General features: G+C 68.4%; 17 protein-coding genes. All 17 read left to right on the top strand.

Annotation, left to right across the window (positions count from 1 at the left end; all coding sequences use genetic code 11):
* The first annotated feature begins 82 nt into the window (after nt 1–82).
* The 17 genes from QRN34_RS02245 (at nt 83) to QRN34_RS02165 (ending at nt 15,325) form a co-directional block, all read left to right on the top strand.
* A complete protein-coding gene (locus QRN34_RS02245) occupies nt 83–598 on the top strand; it encodes a MarR family transcriptional regulator (RefSeq protein WP_285401562.1) in 516 nt (171 codons plus the stop codon).
* Nucleotides 595–2,055, top strand: coding sequence for an efflux transporter outer membrane subunit (locus tag QRN34_RS02240; protein WP_285401560.1), 1,461 nt, complete (start codon nt 595–597; stop codon nt 2,053–2,055). Before QRN34_RS02245 ends, QRN34_RS02240 begins: the two co-directional genes overlap by 4 nt.
* Complete coding sequence (locus QRN34_RS02235) at nt 2,052–3,251, top strand: efflux RND transporter periplasmic adaptor subunit (protein WP_285401558.1); 1,200 nt, start codon at nt 2,052–2,054, stop codon at nt 3,249–3,251. Before QRN34_RS02240 ends, QRN34_RS02235 begins: the two co-directional genes overlap by 4 nt.
* The gene (locus tag QRN34_RS02230) at nt 3,248–4,819 is read left to right on the top strand and encodes a DHA2 family efflux MFS transporter permease subunit (protein ID WP_285401556.1); all 1,572 of its coding nucleotides are present in this window, start codon (nt 3,248–3,250) and stop codon (nt 4,817–4,819) included. Before QRN34_RS02235 ends, QRN34_RS02230 begins: the two co-directional genes overlap by 4 nt.
* Before the next feature lie 170 nt (nt 4,820–4,989).
* Entirely contained in the window at nt 4,990–5,493 is a 504-nt protein-coding gene (gene phaR, locus QRN34_RS02225; protein WP_036140967.1) for a polyhydroxyalkanoate synthesis repressor PhaR, read from the top strand.
* 87 nt (nt 5,494–5,580) lie between these two features.
* Nucleotides 5,581–6,984, top strand: coding sequence for an NAD(P)/FAD-dependent oxidoreductase (locus tag QRN34_RS02220; RefSeq protein WP_285401555.1), 1,404 nt, complete (start codon nt 5,581–5,583; stop codon nt 6,982–6,984).
* The gene (gene ccmA / locus QRN34_RS02215) at nt 6,981–7,610 is read left to right on the top strand and encodes a heme ABC exporter ATP-binding protein CcmA (protein WP_285401553.1); all 630 of its coding nucleotides are present in this window, start codon (nt 6,981–6,983) and stop codon (nt 7,608–7,610) included. Before QRN34_RS02220 ends, ccmA begins: the two co-directional genes overlap by 4 nt.
* Complete coding sequence (gene ccmB, locus QRN34_RS02210) at nt 7,607–8,293, top strand: heme exporter protein CcmB (protein ID WP_285401551.1); 687 nt, start codon at nt 7,607–7,609, stop codon at nt 8,291–8,293. Before ccmA ends, ccmB begins: the two co-directional genes overlap by 4 nt.
* Nucleotides 8,294–8,359: 66 nt before the next feature.
* Nucleotides 8,360–9,130, top strand: coding sequence for a heme ABC transporter permease (locus QRN34_RS02205; RefSeq protein ID WP_285401549.1), 771 nt, complete (start codon nt 8,360–8,362; stop codon nt 9,128–9,130).
* Nucleotides 9,127–9,327, top strand: a complete 201-nt coding sequence (ccmD, locus tag QRN34_RS02200) for a heme exporter protein CcmD (RefSeq protein ID WP_285401548.1) — start codon at nt 9,127–9,129, stop codon at nt 9,325–9,327. The genes QRN34_RS02205 and ccmD overlap by 4 nt, the downstream gene beginning before the upstream one ends.
* A complete protein-coding gene (gene ccmE / locus QRN34_RS02195) occupies nt 9,311–9,796 on the top strand; it encodes a cytochrome c maturation protein CcmE (RefSeq protein WP_285401546.1) in 486 nt (161 codons plus the stop codon). Before ccmD ends, ccmE begins: the two co-directional genes overlap by 17 nt.
* The gene (locus QRN34_RS02190; protein WP_285401544.1) at nt 9,793–11,751 is read left to right on the top strand and encodes a heme lyase CcmF/NrfE family subunit; all 1,959 of its coding nucleotides are present in this window, start codon (nt 9,793–9,795) and stop codon (nt 11,749–11,751) included. The genes ccmE and QRN34_RS02190 overlap by 4 nt, the downstream gene beginning before the upstream one ends.
* Nucleotides 11,748–12,293: a DsbE family thiol:disulfide interchange protein gene (locus QRN34_RS02185; RefSeq protein ID WP_285401543.1), complete on the top strand. Its 546-nt coding sequence runs from the start codon at nt 11,748–11,750 to the stop codon at nt 12,291–12,293. Before QRN34_RS02190 ends, QRN34_RS02185 begins: the two co-directional genes overlap by 4 nt.
* Nucleotides 12,290–12,799: a cytochrome c-type biogenesis protein gene (locus QRN34_RS02180; RefSeq protein WP_285401541.1), complete on the top strand. Its 510-nt coding sequence runs from the start codon at nt 12,290–12,292 to the stop codon at nt 12,797–12,799. The genes QRN34_RS02185 and QRN34_RS02180 overlap by 4 nt, the downstream gene beginning before the upstream one ends.
* The gene (locus QRN34_RS02175) at nt 12,796–13,494 is read left to right on the top strand and encodes a tetratricopeptide repeat protein (protein WP_285401539.1); all 699 of its coding nucleotides are present in this window, start codon (nt 12,796–12,798) and stop codon (nt 13,492–13,494) included. The genes QRN34_RS02180 and QRN34_RS02175 overlap by 4 nt, the downstream gene beginning before the upstream one ends.
* A gap of 56 nt (nt 13,495–13,550) precedes the next feature.
* Entirely contained in the window at nt 13,551–14,657 is a 1,107-nt protein-coding gene (locus tag QRN34_RS02170; RefSeq protein WP_285401537.1) for a homoserine O-acetyltransferase, read from the top strand.
* A gap of 89 nt (nt 14,658–14,746) precedes the next feature.
* Nucleotides 14,747–15,325 carry a cysteine dioxygenase family protein gene (locus tag QRN34_RS02165; protein WP_285401535.1) on the top strand — a complete coding sequence of 193 codons (579 nt, stop codon included), beginning with the start codon at nt 14,747–14,749 and terminating at the stop codon, nt 15,323–15,325.
* Nucleotides 15,326–15,328 lie beyond the last annotated feature (3 nt).

The raw sequence follows: 15,328 nt of genomic DNA, 5'->3' as shown, positions 1-15,328 counted from the left end.
CTGCGGCCCACGGCTCCCCGCTTGCGCCCTACCCGGTTGCTTGCTAGGCTAATAATTCACCAGCGAACTATTATCCAGCGAAATGACCAGTCTCAAGCCGTGCGTCGACGCTTTGTACGAAGGGATTGATCGCGTCGCCGCGATCGTTCCGGGTATACCGCGCCGCGAGGTGCTCCTGATCCGCCTCCTGCTGCTGACCGGCGAGGCACTGCGCCGGGAGGTGCAGGCACGGCTCGATCCGTACGACATGAACGACAGCGATTTCCGCACGCTGATGATGCTGTATTCAGCGGAAGACGGCCGTTCCACCCCCGGCGAGCTATGCACGCTGGCCGAGCAGAAGCCGACCAACATGACCCGCATCACCAACCTGCTGGCCAAACGGGGGCTCATCACCCGCTCCCACGCCACGCACGACCGGCGCCAGGTGATGCTGACGATCACCGCCGAGGGCCGGCGGTTCGTGCTCGAACTCCTACCACCGATGTTCCCCGACCTGGTCGCCCGCTTCACCTGCTTCAGCGACGCGGAACGCCTCACCCTCGAAGGCCTGCTGAAAAAGCTTGCCCTGCACATGGATACATCGGACAGCCCATGAACCGAATCCCGTCCCGTCCCGCCGCACTCGCCGGGGTGATCGCCATCGCGCTCGCCGCGTGCCACGTGCCGGCGAAGATCGACCGCCCCGCGCTCCGCGACGACGTGCCGCTGGCCGGCCTGGTCACCGACCAGCGCCCCGGCTGGCCGGCCGCCGAGTGGTGGCGCGCCTACGGTGACCCGCAGCTGGACACGCTGATGACCATGGCGCTGCGCGGCGCGCCGGACCTGGCCCAGGCGAAGACGCGCGTGGACAGCGCCCAGCAGGACATCCGAGTCGCAGCCGCGCAGGCCGGCCTGCGCGTAGACGGCAGCGCCCAGGTGGCGCGCCAGCGCATGAGCGAGCACGGCCTGATCCCGGCGCAGTTCCTCGGTTTCACCTGGTACAACCAGGCCGACATCGGCATCCAGGCCAGCTACGATTTCGACTGGTGGGGCAAGAAGCGCTTCACCCTCGAATCCGCCATCGACAGCGCGCGGGCGGCCGAAGCGGAACGCTCCGCATCGTCGCTGGCCATCCAGGCGATGGTGGCGGACACGTATTTCGGCTGGTTGGCGGACACCTCGCGTGTCGCCCTCGCCGACCGCCTGATCGCCGCCCGCGAGCGCGTCCTGCGCATTGCCGAGCTGCGCGTGAAGCAAGGCGTGGACGTACCGGACACGGCACAGCAGGCACGCGGTGAGCTATCCGGCGCGCGCCAGCAACGTGTCGCGCTGCAAGGCTCGGCCGATATCCGCCGCGCGGCCCTGGCCACGCTGGTCGGCGTGTCACCCGCTCAATTGCCCCCGTTGCTGCCGCGTCCACTGCCCGTCGTCGGCACCGGCCTGCCGGCCAACGTCGGCAGCGACCTCATGGCCCGCCGTCCCGATATCGCCGCCAGCCGCTGGCAGGTGGAAGCGGCCCTGCGCCGCACCGATGCCGCGCGCGCGCAGTTCTTCCCGGACATCAGCCTCACCGGCATGGCCGGGCTATCCAGCATCGACATGGACAAGGTGTTCTCCGCGGACAGTCGGGTCTTCGCGCTGACGCCTGCGCTTCACCTGCCGATCTTCGAGGGTGGCGCACTGGAAGCGAACCACGGCGTCAGCCGCGCGCAGCTCGCGGCCGCCGTGGCGCAGTACAACGCGACCGTCGTATCCGCCGCGCGCGACGTGGCCACCCAGGCCCTCAGCGCCCAGCAACTGGCCGCACGGCGTACGCAGCAGGCCGAGCAGATCGACGCCGCAAACGCGTTGCTCGCCAGTGCCAGGGCGCGCGCCGCGCGCGGTGTACGCGACGACCGCGAGTCGCTCGCCGGCGAAGCCGCACTGGTCCAGCAGCTGGACGCGGATGCGGCACTGCAGGGCCAGGCCCTTTCCACCGACATCGCCTTGATCAAATCACTCGGCGGCGGCTATCGCGCCGAACCGACCGACACCCCTTCCACGCCCCGCACGAACGGAACCCCGAGCCCATGAGCGCCAACCCGACCGATACGCCGCGCCCCCAGGACGAAAGCGGCAACGCGCCCAAGAACAAGCGCAAGCGGAACCGCGCGCTACTGATCGCCCTGCTGGTCTTCATCGTCGCCGCCGTGGCGTGGTTCCTGTTGTGGATGTTCGTCTTCTCGCTGCGCGAAACCACCGATGATGCTTATGTCGGCGGCAACCAGGTGGGCATTTCCGCCCAGGTGCCCGGCATCGTCACCGGCGTGTTCGCCGACGACACGCAGCGCGTCAACGCCGGCCAGGTGCTGGTGCGCCTGGACGCTACCGATGCCGACGTGGCGCTGCGCAAGGCCAGCAGCGCGCTGGCACAGGCCGTGCGGCAGGTACGCCAGCAGACCCAGTCGTCCGCCGGCGCGGACGCCGCGCTGGGTGCGCGCCGGAACGACCTCAAGCGCGCGCAGGACGATCTGCGCCGCCGTATTCCCCTGCTCGCCGAGAAAGCCGTGGCGCCGGAAGAGGTGCAGCATGCCCGGGACGCGGTGGACAGCGCGCAGTCCGCGCTGGAAGCGGCGCAGCGCCAGGCCGATGCCTCGCGCGCCCTGATCGACGGCAGCGACGTGGCGTCCAATCCCGCCGTGGACCAGGCACGCGCCAACTTCCGCCAGGCCTGGGTGGCCGCGCAGCGCAACGCCATCGTCGCGCCTATCGACGGCTACGTCGCCCAACGCAGCGTCCAGCTCGGCAACAGCGTGCAGCCGGGCCAGCAGCTGATGACGGTCATTCCGCTGCACGACCTCTGGGTGGACGCCAACTTCAAGGAAAGCCAGCTGCGCCATGTGCGCATCGGCCAGCCGGCCCGCATCGAAGCGGACATCTACGGCGGCGGTGTCGAGTACCACGGCAAGGTGATCGGCCTGGGCGCGGGCACCGGCAGCGCGTTCTCGCTGCTGCCGGCGCAGAACGCCACGGGCAACTGGATCAAGGTGGTGCAACGCATCCCCGTGCGCATCGCGCTCGACGCGCGCGACCTCGACAAGCATCCCTTGCGCATCGGCCTGTCCACGGCGGTCACCGTCGATATCTCCCATGATGACGGCGATGTCCTGGCGAAGTCGCCGGCCACGACACCGGTGGCGCAGACCTCCGTCTATGACGACGTGGCCGCCAAGGCCGACGCCGCCGCCGATGCCATCGTGCGCGACAACCTCGGAGCGAGAGTGCCTTGAGCGACGCGCCCGCCCTCACGGATACCGCCCCCGCCCGCGGCGGCCCCAAGCCGCTGCAAGGCGGTGCCCTGGTCCTGCTCACCATGGCCGTCGCGTTCTCGACGTTCATGGAGATCCTGGACATGACGATCGTCAACGTGGCCGTGCCGCACATCGCGGGCAGCCTCGGCGTGAGTTCCAACGAAGGCACCTGGGCAATCAGTTCCTACGCGCTGGCCAGCGCCGTGATGCAACCGCTGACCGGCTGGATCGCCAAGCGCTTCGGCGAAGTGAAAACCTTCTGCGTCTCCGTAGCGTTGTTCGTCGTGTTCTCGATGCTGTGCGGCCTGGCCACCAGCATGCCCATGCTGGTGGTGTTCCGCCTGCTGCAGGGCGCGGGTTCCGGCCCGATGGTGGCGTTGTCGCTGTCGCTGCTGCTGGCCAGCTACCCGAAGGAGAAGCAGGGCATCGCCCTGGCCATGTGGGCGATGACGGTGGTGGTGGCCCCCATCTTCGGTCCCATCCTCGGCGGCTACCTCACCGACAACTTCTCCTGGCCGTGGATCTTCTACATCAACGTACCCGTCGGTGCGGCGGCCGGCGTCATCACGTGGGCCATCCTGCGCACGCGCGAGACGAAGACCGTGCGTGCGCCGATCGATTCGGTGGGGCTGTTCCTGCTGGTGGTCGGCGTCGGCAGCCTGCAGTTCATGCTGGACAACGGCAACGACCACGACTGGTTCGCCTCGCCGCTCATCCTCACGCTGGGCCTCGTGGCGCTGGTGGCGCTGACCTTCCTGGTCATCTGGGAGCTGACGGCAAAATACCCCGTGGTGGACCTGTCGCTGTTCGCGCGGCGCAACTTCGCGGTGGGCGTCAGCGCCCTGTCGCTGGGCATGCTGGGGTTTTTCGGCATCACCGTGGTGTTTCCGCTGTGGTTGCAGACCACGCTGGGCTACACGGCCACGTGGGCGGGCCTGGCCACGGCACCCGTGGGCATCCTCGCCTTCCTGATGTCGCCCATCATCGGCAAGAACATCCAGCGACTGGAACTTCGCTGGGTGGTGACCTTCGCCTTCCTGGTGTTCGCCTTCACCGCGTTCTGGTTCTCGACCTTCACCAGCGGCGCATCGTTCGCCACCCTGGTGCTGCCGCGCTTCGTCATGGGCATCGGCATCGCGTGCTTCTTCATCCCGCTGAACCAGATCTTCCTGTCCGACCTGCGGCCCGACCAGATCGCCGGCGCCTCCGGCCTTGCCAACTTCTGCCGCACGCTGGCCTCCAGCGTGTCCACCGCGCTCACCGTGACCATCTGGCAGCATCGCGGCGAAGCCCACCATGCCTCGCTCACCGAGTACGTCAATCCGGCCTCGCCGGCCACCATGGCGTACGTGGGCCGCCTGCAATCGCTGAACCTGCATGGCGCATCGCAGCGCGCCGTGCTCGACCAGGTCGTCAACCGCGAGGCGCTGACCCTGGCCGTGAACGACGTGTTCTGGCTCTGCGGACTGCTGTTCCTGGCACTGATCCCGATCCTGTGGCTGGCGAAGCCGCCGTTCGGCAGCGCCGCGGGCGCCGCCGCGCACTGATGAAAAGGCGGCGCACCCCATCCCGGGTACGCCGCGCGACGGCGATCATGCTGCGCAACATTAAATTGCGGTTATTTAAATCGTTCCAATCGGAAAGGTGAAGAACGCAAACGATTGCATGGACTTATGGCAACTGGTGCGGCGCAATACCTCGTGGTAGCTTTCGCCGCATGGCACAAACCCTACGCATCATTAAGAAGTATCCGAACCGTCGTCTCTACGATACGGAAATCTCGAGCTATATCACGCTGGAAGAAGTCCGCCAGCTGGTCCTCGACGGGGAAACTTTCGAGGTCCGCGACGCCAAGTCCGGCGAAGACCTGACCCGTTCGGTGTTGCTGCAGATCATCGCGGAGCACGAGGAACACGGCCAGCCGATGCTCTCGCCGCAGCTGCTCTCGCACATCATCCGCTTCTACGGCGATTCGCTGCAGGGCTTCATGGGTCCCTACCTGGAGCGCAGCCTCCAGGTGTTCCTCGACCAGCAGCAGCAGTTCCGCACCCAGCTCAACAGCCTGATGGGCCAGACTCCCTGGTCCATGCTCAACGAGATGACCGAGCGCAACCTCGACGTGTGGAAGTCGATGCAGCGCGGCTTCCTCGACGCAGCCACGGCCAAGCCGGCCGAGCCCGTCGCCGCGCGCCAGGCGCGCGCCGGCAAGAAAGCCGGCTGATCCATCGCGTCGTCCGGGCTTGCTCCCGGCGACGCGGCGGCGCACGATGCGCTGCCTTGCCCTATCGCGCTGCGACAACAGGCCGTCATGCCCCGTAACGACATCGCCGTGGTCGGCGCCGGACTGGTCGGCGCCATGGTGGCCACGCTCCTGACCCAGCGCGGATTTCGCGTCAGCGTGTTCGAAAAACGTCCCGACCCGCGCCGGGCCGGCGTCCAGGGGGGGCGCTCGATCAATCTCGCCCTGGCCGAACGCGGGCTGCACGCCCTGCGCGCCACCGGGCTGGCCGAACAGGTGCTGGCGCAGTCGGTGATGATGCGCGGCCGCATGGTCCACGATCCGGCCGGCCACAGCGCCCTCCAGCGCTATGGCGCGGACGACTCCGAGGTGATCTGGTCGGTCTCTCGCGAGGGGCTGAACGGCCTCATGCTCGACGCCGCCGAGGCCGCGGGCGCCACCTTCCACTTCGGGCAGGGCCTCGAGTCCGCCGACCTGGACGCGGGCAGGCTCATGCTGCGCAGCACGGACGGCACGCAGCGCAGCATCGATGCGCCGGTGGTCATCGGTGCCGACGGTGCCGGTTCCGCCCTGCGCGCGCAGATGCACCGGCACGCGCCGCTGGGCGAAAGGGTCGAGGAGCTCGGCCACGGCTACAAGGAACTGGAGATCCCCCCCGGCAGCGACCCGTCCGCGCCGTTCGCCATCGAGCCCCACGCCCTGCATATCTGGCCGCGCGGGCATTACATGTGCATCGCGCTGCCCAACCGCGAAGGCAGCTTCACCGTCACGCTGTTCCTGCCCAACGAGGGGGAGCACCCCAGCTTTCGCAGCATCGCTGGTGCCGGTGCGGCCGAGGCCTTCTTCCGCGCCGACTTCCCCGACGCGCTGGCGCTCATGCCGACCTTCGCCCACGACTGGGCCGCCCATCCGGTGGGCATGCTGGCCACGCTGTACCTGGATCGCTGGCACATCGGCGGCCGTGCGCTGCTGATCGGCGACGCCGCGCACGCCATCGTGCCGTTCCACGGCCAGGGCATGAACTGCGGCTTCGAGGATGCCGCCGAGCTGGCCGACCTTTTCGCGGCCGACCCGACCGATCCGGCCGCGGTGTTCGCCGCCTTCGAAACCCGGCGCAAGCCGAACGCCGACGCCATCGCACGCATGGCGCTGGAAAACTACGTGGAGATGCGCGACAAGGTGGCCGACCCCGTGTTCCTGCGCAAGCGCGAACTGGGCGCCCTGCTGACCGAGCGTTGCCCGTCGCACTACCTGCCGCGCTACCGCATGGTCACCTTCACCCACCTGCCCTACGCCTACGCGCTGGAGCGCGGCCAGGCGCAGGACACGCTGGTCGAGCAACTGCTCAAGGGCCACGACAGCGTAGGCACGGTCGATATCGAGGCCGCCGTGCGTGCCCTGCAGGCCACCCTGCCGCCCCTGCCCGCCGAAGCGTTTGAGCGCGGCCTTCGCCCGGCCCTGGGCGGCGCATGACGGCGTCCGCCGCGGTGCTGCTGGAAGCCCGTTCGTTGTGTTTCCTGCGCCAGGACGAGCCCGTGTTCGGCCCGGTGGATTTCGCGTTGCGCGCGGGCGAGATCGCCCTGGTGGAAGGCGACAACGGCAGCGGCAAGACCACGCTCATGCGCGTGCTCACCGGCACGCTGCGCGCCGCATCGGGCGATGTCCTGCTCGACGGGGCGAGGTTTTCGCTGGATACGGTCGCTGGCGCCGTGGTGTTCCTGGGTCATCACCCGGGGCTCAAGGCCGACCTGTCGCCGCGCGAGAACCTGCACTTCGCCGTGGGCCTCTACGGGATACGCACCGGTGCCGACGTTGACGACGCCCTGGCCGAGGTGGGCCTGGCGGGCTACGAGGACGAGGCCGTGCGCCGCTTGTCCGCCGGGCAGAAGAAGCGCGTGGCGCTGGCCCGGCTGCTCATGCTTCCCGCACGGGTGTGGCTGCTGGACGAACCGTACGCCAACCTCGACCGCGAAGGCATCGCGCTGGTCAACCGCCTGCTCGACGGCCATGCGGCCCGCGGTGGCGCGGCCCTCGTCACCAGCCACGGCGCGGTGACGTTCGCGGGCGACGCCCTGCGCCGCATCCGGCTGCACGCATGACGCCGGGAAGCACACCGGCGGCCTGCGCGGCACTGCTGCGGCGCGACCTGACGCTGGCCTGGCGCCGGCGCGGCGACATCGCCCTGCCCGTGCTCTACGCGATCATCGTGGCTACGCTGTTTCCGTTCGCCCTGGGACCGGACCCGGCGCTGCTGGCACGCATCGCCGCCGGCGTGGTGCTGGTCACGGTGGTGCTGGCGATCCTGCTTTCCCTCGATACCCTGTTCCGCGCGGACATCGAGGACGGCTCGATGGAACTGCTGATGCTGGCGCCACAACCGCTCGCGCTGCTGGTGGCCAGCAAGATCCTGGCGCACTGGATCGTGTCGTCGCTGCCCCTGATCGTCGTGGCGCCGCTGATCGCCGGCATGCTGAAACTGCCGCCGGCCGCCATGCCGGTGCTGTTGCTCACCCTCGTCCTGGTCACCCCGCTGCTGTGCCTGCTCGGTGCGATCCTGGTCGCGCTGACGGCCGGCTCGCGACGCTCTGGTATGCTTCTGGCGCTCATGTTGCTGCCGCTGTGCGTGCCGGTGGTGATCTTCGCCGCCGGGGCCGTGGCCGCCGCGCAGGAGGGTCTGCCCTGGATCGCGCCGGTCGCCTGGCTGGGCGCCGGCCTGGTCATGGCCCTCGTGCTGGCGCCGCTGGCCTGCGCGTCGGCACTTCGCATCGCGATGGATTCGTGATGCATGCAACCGTCGGGCACGGAATCCGGACTCACCCCTTCTCGCACCAAACGGCAACGAGGATCGATGGCTAACTGGGTTCCCCTCTGGCTGCACCGGCTCGGCTCACCCCCCGTGTTCTACCGCTTCGCGGGCACGGTGCGTCCGTGGGCCCTGGGCCTGGCCGTGCTGCTGGGCGCCGTGGCGCTCTACGGTGGCCTGTTCGTGGCGCCGGCCGACTACCAGCAGGGCGACGCCTACCGCATCATCTTCATCCACGTGCCCAGCGCATGGATGAGCCTCTTCATCTACGGCGTCATGACCCTTGCCGCGTTCATCGGCCTGGTCTGGCGGATCAAGCTGGCCGAAACCGTGGCGATGGAATCCGCGCTCGTCGGCGCGGCATTCACCCTCATCACCCTGGTCACCGGCTCGCTCTGGGGCAAGCCGATGTGGGGCACGTGGTGGACCTGGGACGCGCGGCTCACCTCGGAACTGGTGCTGCTGTTCATCTACCTGGGTATCGTCGGGCTCTATCGCTCGTTCGAAGATCGGCGCCAGGGCGCGCGTGCCGCGTCCTTCCTGGTGCTGGTGGGTGCGGTGAACGTACCCATCGTGCATTTCTCGGTGAACTGGTGGAACACGCTGCACCAGGGCGCCACCATCCGCCTGCTCGGCCCCTCGCATATCGACGCCAGCATGCTCTGGCCGTTGCTGACCATGATGGCCGCCACCAAGCTCTACTACGTCGCCAGCCTGTTCGCACGTGTTCGCGCCGAACTGGTCGTGGCGGAAGGCGGCAAGGCCTGGGTGCGCGACATCGCCCTGGGCACGACCACGCAGGATGCCACCGCATGACACCGGACCTGTCGATGGGCGCCTACGGCGTCTACGTGTGGACATCCCTCGCCGTCTTCCTCCTGGTCCTCCTGTTCGACACCCTGGCCCCGCTGGCCAGGCGTCGACGCAACCTGCGCGACCTGCGCGCGCGTCTCGCGCGCCAGGAAAACCGCCGCCGTCCCGGAACCGCTCCCCGTAATGAACCCCACCCGTAAACGTCGTCTCGCCATCGTCGTGTCGGTGCTCCTCGCCGCCATCGTGGCCGTGGGACTCACCGTGTTCGCCTTGCAGCGGAACATGAACTACCTCTTCACTCCCAGCCAGGTGCAGCAGGGCCAGGCCACCCAGTACGGCAACTTCCGCCTCGGCGGCATGGTCAAGGCCGGCTCCATCCAGCGGGCGAAGGACAGCCTCAAGGTCAGTTTCATCGTGGTCGACGCCGATGGCGCCATGCCCGTGGAATACACCGGCATCCTTCCCGACCTGTTCCGCGACAACCAGTCGGTGATCGCCACGGGCCGCATGGACGACGCGCGCTTCATCGCCAGTGAAGTGCTGGCCAAGCACGACGAGAACTACATGCCGAAGGAACTGAAGGACGCCATGGCCAAGGCACACGAGAACCGCAAGATCGACGACAAGGCCATGGGCGACAAGGCCATGGCACCGGGTACGCCGGAATGATCCCGGAGCTGGGCCAGTTCGCGCTCGTCCTCGCGCTGCTGCTGGCGCTGGCCCAGGGCATCCTGCCGATCGTGGGCGCCTGGCGCGGCAACGCGGCGCTGATGGCCGTGGCCCGCCCGGCCGCGGTGGGGCAGGCGTTGTTCGTCTTCCTCGCCATGGGCGTGCTGATCCACGCGTTCCTGGCGTTCGATTTCTCGGTCGCCTACGTGGCGGACAACTCCAACCTCGCCCTGCCCTGGTACTACCGCGTCACCGCGGTCTGGGGTGCGCACGAGGGCTCGATGCTGCTGTGGGTGTTCATCCTCAACGTGTGGTCGCTGGCGCTGGCCTTGCTCAGCCGCCACCTGCCCACGCCCTTTGTCTCCCGGGTGATCGGCGTACTGGGCCTGATCGGCGTCGGCTTCCTCGCCTTCATCCTGTTCACCTCCAACCCGTTCCTGCGCGAGCTGCCGATGCCCGGCGACGGCGGCGACCTGAACCCGGTGCTGCAGGACCCGGGGATGACCTTCCACCCGCCCGTTTTGTACATGGGCTACGTCGGTTTCTCGGTGGCCTTCGCTTTCTCCATTGCCGCCTTGCTTGGCGGTGAGCTGGAACAAGGCTGGGTGCGCTGGGCGCGCCCGTGGACCAACGTGTCCTGGGCATTCCTCACCATGGGTATCGTCGCCGGCAGCTGGTGGGCCTACGCGGAACTGGGCTGGGGTGGCTGGTGGTTCTGGGACCCCGTCGAGAACGCCTCGTTCATGCCCTGGCTGGTGGGCGTCGCGCTGATCCACGCCCAGGCCGTGACCGAGAAACGCGGGTCGCTGCCTGCGTGGACGATCCTGCTGTCGCTGTTCGCGTTTTCCCTGTCGTTGCTGGGTACCTTCCTGGTCCGCTCCGGCGTGCTCACCTCGGTGCACGCCTTCGCCTCCGATCCACGCCGCGGCCTCTACATCCTCGGTTTCCTGATCGTGGTGATCGGCGGCTCGCTGCTGCTGTACGCAGTGCGTGCGCCCAAGGTGGCGACGGGCAAGCCGTTTGCCGCGCTGTCGCGCGAGACCGGCATCATGGTCGCCAACCTGCTGTTCACCACGGCGGCGGCCATGGTGCTGCTGGGCACGCTGTTTCCCCTGATCGGCGATGCACTGAACCTGGGGCGCATCTCGGTCGGGCCGCCGTACTTCGGTTTCCTTTTCGTCGCGCTGATGGCCCCGGCGATTTTGCTGTTGCCGTTCGGGCCGTACCTGCGCTGGGGTCGCGCCGAAGGTCGCCAGCTGACCGCGATGGCCGCGCGCGCCGCCGTCGCCGCGGTGGTCTGCGCGATCGTCGCCGCCGTGTTCGCGGCGGGACACGCACGGGCGATCGCCGGCGTGGCCGGGGCCACCTGGGTGGCCGTGGGCACGCTGTCCTACGTGATCAAGCGCTGGCGCGAGATGCCGCGCGGTCGCCGCTATCCCGCCGAGATGGCCGGCATGCTGGTGGCACACACCGGCGTCGCCGTGTTCCTGATCGGCGTCATGCTCTCCGAATCGCTGAGCGTGGAGCGCGACGTACGCATGGCACCGGGCGACACCCAGTCCATCGCCGGCTATGTCTTCCGCTTCGACGGCGTGCACGAGACGCAGGGCCCGAACTGGCGCGCCGACGAAGGCACGGTCGCCATCCAGCGCGACGGCGCCACGCTGGCCACGGTGCGACCGCAGAAGCGCACCTACTCGCGCGGGCAGGTGCAGACGGAATCGGCCATCGATGCCGGCCTGTTCCGTGACATCTACGTCGCCCTGGGCGAGCCGATGCAGGCCACCGACGTCGAAGGCGCGTGGGCGCTGCGGCTGTACTACAAGCCGTTCGTGCGCTGGATCTGGCTGGGCGGACTGATCATGATGCTGGGCGGCTTCCTGGCCGCCGGCGACCGCCGTTTCCGTGCGAAGAAATCGCCTGCCGCGTTGCCGGGCACGGGGTCGCCGGCATGAGTCGCCTGATGCCCCTGTTCGTCTTCCTGGCGCTATGCGGCCTGTTCGGCTTCGGCATCTGGTGGAACACGCAGCACGACCAGCACGAGATCGTCTCGCCGCTGATCGACAAGCCCGCGCCCGCGTTCTCGTTGCCCGTGCTGGGCGAGCCCGATCGCCACGTCGACAAGGCCTCGTTGCTGGGCAAGCCGTATTTCCTCAACGTGTTCGGCAGCTGGTGCATCGAGTGTGTGCACGAGCACCCGGTGCTGTCCCGCGAAGTGAAAGCCCTGGGCCTGCCGCTGATCGGGCTCGACTACAAGGACGACCCGGCCGACGCGACGGCCTGGCTAGGCGAGCACGGCAACCCGTTCGACGTGGTGATCGCCGACCGCGACGGGCGCGTCGGCATCGACTTCGGCGTGTATGGCGCGCCGGAAACCTTCCTGATCGACGGCAAAGGCGTGATCCGCTACAAGCACGTCGGCCCCATCACGCCCGATGTCGTCACCCAGGAATTCCGCCCCGCCCTGCAGGCGCTCTCCCACGAGACCGCCCCATGACCCCAAGCCCGCACCCGCACTCGCTCGGTAGGAGCGCACGATGTGCGCGATGGCTCCGTGCCTCACTATCCAAGGCCACGCTAACCCTGCTTTTGCTGCTCCTCACCCTCCCCACCCTGGCCCAGGCCATCCAGCCCCTCCCCTTCCGCGATCGCGCCGAAGAAGTACGCTTCCAGACGCTGAGCGCGGAACTGCGCTGCCCGATGTGCCAGAACGAAACCCTGGCCGACTCCAACGCGCCCATCGCGCACGACCTGCGCCGGCAGATCTTCGAGATGATGCAGGCCGGCAAGACCGACGCGCAGATCAAGGCCTTCCTGGTCGAGCGCTATTCGGATTTCGTGCTCTACGAACCGCCGGTGTCGCCGAAGACCTGGCTACTCTGGTTCGGCCCGTTGCTGGTGCTCGCTCTGGGCGGCACGCTGGTCGCCGTCCAGGTGCGCCGCCGCGCACGCCAGCATGCCGGCGGCGAGATGCCGGCCCACGATACCGGGGACGACTGGTGAGCACCGTGTTCTATCTACTCGCCACTGCGATGCTGCTGGTCGCCCTCGCGCTGATCCTCGTTCCGCTGATTCGCCAGGGCCGCCTGCATGGGCGATCGCGTGGCGTCTTCGCACTCGTCGTCGCCCTGGCCGTGCTGTTGCCGCTGGCCAGCGTCGGTATTTACCTGCTCGTGGGCAAGCCCGCCACCCTGTCTGGCGTGGCGCCGCCCAAAGACATGGACGTGGACGAGGCCATTGCTGCGCTGCAGGCCCGCCTGAAGGCGCACCCGGACGATGTGCCGGGCTGGCTCCTGCTGGGCCAGACCTACACCATGCTCAAGCAGCCCGCCCAGGCACGCGATGCCTATGAGCATGCGCTGGACACCGATGCCCACAACGGTGCGGCCATGGTCGGCTGGGCGGAAGCGGATTCGCTGCTGCGCGACGATCACCGCATCGTCGGGCGTGGCTTCGACCTGCTGCAGGCGGCCGTGACCGACAACCCGCAGAACCAGAAGGCCCTGTGGCTGCTCGGCATCGCCCAGTTCCAGCAGCAGCGTTTCGCGGAAGCCGCCGCCACCTGGCGCAGCCTGCAACCGCTGCTGGACCCGGACTCCAACGTCGCCCACGCGGTGGCCCAGCAGATCGCCGAGGCCGACAAGCGCGCCGGCGCCGGCGATCACGCCCCGGTACCGGCACCCGCCTCGTCACGCTGACCTGGCGCCCACGGTGGCCGTGGCAGTATCGACCGCCTCCAACGAAGGAACGACCCATGGGTGACGCCCGCCGCTACCACGCACTTTCCTCACCGTTCCGCATGAAGCGCGGCGGCGAACTGCACGGCGCGTGCGTTGCCTACGAAACCTGGGGCACACTGGCCGCAGCAGGCGACAACGCTATCCTCATCCTTACCGGCCTCTCGCCCAGCGCGCACGCCACGTCCAACGACGAGGACCCCACGCCGGGCTGGTGGCAGGAGATGATCGGCCCCGGCAAGGCGTTCGACACCGACCGCTGGTTCGTGGTCTGCGTCAACTCGCTGGGCAGCGACAAGGGCTCCACCTGCCCCGCGTCGATCGACCCCGCCACCGGGCAGCCCTATCGCCTGACCTTCCCCGAGCTTTCGCTGGAAGACGTCGCCAACGCCGCGCACGAGGTCGTCCTCGCCGGGCTGGGCATCGAGCGCCTGGCCTGCCTGGTCGGGTGCTCCATGGGCGGCATGAGCGCGCTGGCGTTCATGCTGCTGCACCCGGGCACGGTGCGCACGCACATCAGCGTGGATACGGCCCCGCAGGCACAACCGTTCGCCATCGCCATCCGCTCCCTGCAGCGCGAGGCCATCCGCCTCGATCCACACTGGAACGGCGGCAACTACGGCGATGAAGCCTGGCCGGAACACGGCATGAGCATCGCGCGCAAGCTCGGGGTCATCACGTACCGCTCCGCGATGGAATGGAACGGCCGCTTCGCACGTATCCGCCTGGATGCCGAGCAGCGCGAGGAAAACGAGCCGTTCGGTTTCGAGTTCCAGGTCGAGTCCTATCTCGAAGGCCACGCCCGGCGTTTCAATCGCCAGTTCGATCCCAACAGCTACCTTTATCTGTCGCGCGCCAGCGACTGGTTCGACATGGCCGAACACGGCGAAGGCGACGTCATGCGCGGCCTGGCACGCATCCATGTGCAGCGCGCGCTGGTGATCGGCGTCAGCACCGACATCCTGTTTCCGCTGGAGCAACAGGAAACCATCGCCCGGGGCCTGGAAGCGGCCGGTGCCGCCGTGGAATTCGTGGCACTGGACTCGCCCCAGGGCCACGATGCCTTCCTGGTCGACATCGCCAGCTACAGCCAGGCCATCGGTGGTTTCCTGGGGTCGCTCTGAGGCATCGTGACGCTGGCGCGCGGCGCGCCCTGCTATCATGGAAGGTATCGGGCATTGCCACGCCCTATCCGCCGCCAGAGGTAAAACGCATGATCACGGTCGACTTCCCCGGCAGCCGCAAGCTCATCGATGCGATCGACGCCTCCGTCGTGCAGCCGGATACCCCGGCCATCACCGACACCCTGCGCAATGCGCTGTGCCGGTTGATCCGCTCGCAGGAAGTCATCCTGCCAGCCTGCGTCTTCGAGTCCACCGGCGACCACTACGCCCGCCGCGAGCTCTACCGCAGCGACGAGCACGGTTACAGCGTGGTCGCCATGACCTGGGGTCCAGGCCAGGGCACCCTGATCCACGACCACAGCGGCATGTGGTGCGTGGAGGGCGTCTGGAACGGCGCGCTGGAAATCGTCCAGTACGAACTGCTCGGCCACGAGGCGGAGCGCTACCAGTTCCGCGCCGTGGGCTCGATCCAGGCCGGCCCCGGCTCCGCCGGCAGCCTGATCCCGCCGCACGAGTACCACACCATCCGCAATCCCAGCGACGATGCCGTCGCGGTCAGCCTGCACATCTACTCCGGCCGCATGACCCAGTGCGCGGTGTTCAATCCCGAGGGCGACAACTGGTACCACCGCGACGAGCGCAAGCTGGGTCTCGACCAGATCCATTGAATC

Source organism: Luteibacter sp. ME-Dv--P-043b (assembly GCF_030209605.1).
Lineage (GTDB): Bacteria > Pseudomonadota > Gammaproteobacteria > Xanthomonadales > Rhodanobacteraceae > Luteibacter.
The sequence above is the reverse complement of the archived record's forward strand: the minus strand, read 5'-3'. Positions and strand labels throughout refer to the sequence as shown.

What these genes read in the sequence shown, in the direction of transcription:
- QRN34_RS02245 (WP_285401562.1), top strand. Translation starts at nt 83, where the DNA reads ATGACCAGTCTCAAGCCGTGCGTCGACGCTTTGTACGAAGGGATTGAT.
- QRN34_RS02240 (WP_285401560.1), top strand. Translation starts at nt 595, where the DNA reads ATGAACCGAATCCCGTCCCGTCCCGCCGCACTCGCCGGGGTGATCGCC.
- QRN34_RS02235 (WP_285401558.1), top strand. Translation starts at nt 2,052, where the DNA reads ATGAGCGCCAACCCGACCGATACGCCGCGCCCCCAGGACGAAAGCGGC.
- phaR (WP_036140967.1), top strand. Translation starts at nt 4,990, where the DNA reads ATGGCACAAACCCTACGCATCATTAAGAAGTATCCGAACCGTCGTCTC.
- QRN34_RS02220 (WP_285401555.1), top strand. Translation starts at nt 5,581, where the DNA reads ATGCCCCGTAACGACATCGCCGTGGTCGGCGCCGGACTGGTCGGCGCC.
- ccmA (WP_285401553.1), top strand. Translation starts at nt 6,981, where the DNA reads ATGACGGCGTCCGCCGCGGTGCTGCTGGAAGCCCGTTCGTTGTGTTTC.
- ccmB (WP_285401551.1), top strand. Translation starts at nt 7,607, where the DNA reads ATGACGCCGGGAAGCACACCGGCGGCCTGCGCGGCACTGCTGCGGCGC.
- QRN34_RS02205 (WP_285401549.1), top strand. Translation starts at nt 8,360, where the DNA reads ATGGCTAACTGGGTTCCCCTCTGGCTGCACCGGCTCGGCTCACCCCCC.
- ccmD (WP_285401548.1), top strand. Translation starts at nt 9,127, where the DNA reads ATGACACCGGACCTGTCGATGGGCGCCTACGGCGTCTACGTGTGGACA.
- ccmE (WP_285401546.1), top strand. Translation starts at nt 9,311, where the DNA reads ATGAACCCCACCCGTAAACGTCGTCTCGCCATCGTCGTGTCGGTGCTC.
- QRN34_RS02190 (WP_285401544.1), top strand. Translation starts at nt 9,793, where the DNA reads ATGATCCCGGAGCTGGGCCAGTTCGCGCTCGTCCTCGCGCTGCTGCTG.
- QRN34_RS02185 (WP_285401543.1), top strand. Translation starts at nt 11,748, where the DNA reads ATGAGTCGCCTGATGCCCCTGTTCGTCTTCCTGGCGCTATGCGGCCTG.
- QRN34_RS02180 (WP_285401541.1), top strand. Translation starts at nt 12,290, where the DNA reads ATGACCCCAAGCCCGCACCCGCACTCGCTCGGTAGGAGCGCACGATGT.
- QRN34_RS02170 (WP_285401537.1), top strand. Translation starts at nt 13,551, where the DNA reads ATGGGTGACGCCCGCCGCTACCACGCACTTTCCTCACCGTTCCGCATG.
- QRN34_RS02165 (WP_285401535.1), top strand. Translation starts at nt 14,747, where the DNA reads ATGATCACGGTCGACTTCCCCGGCAGCCGCAAGCTCATCGATGCGATC.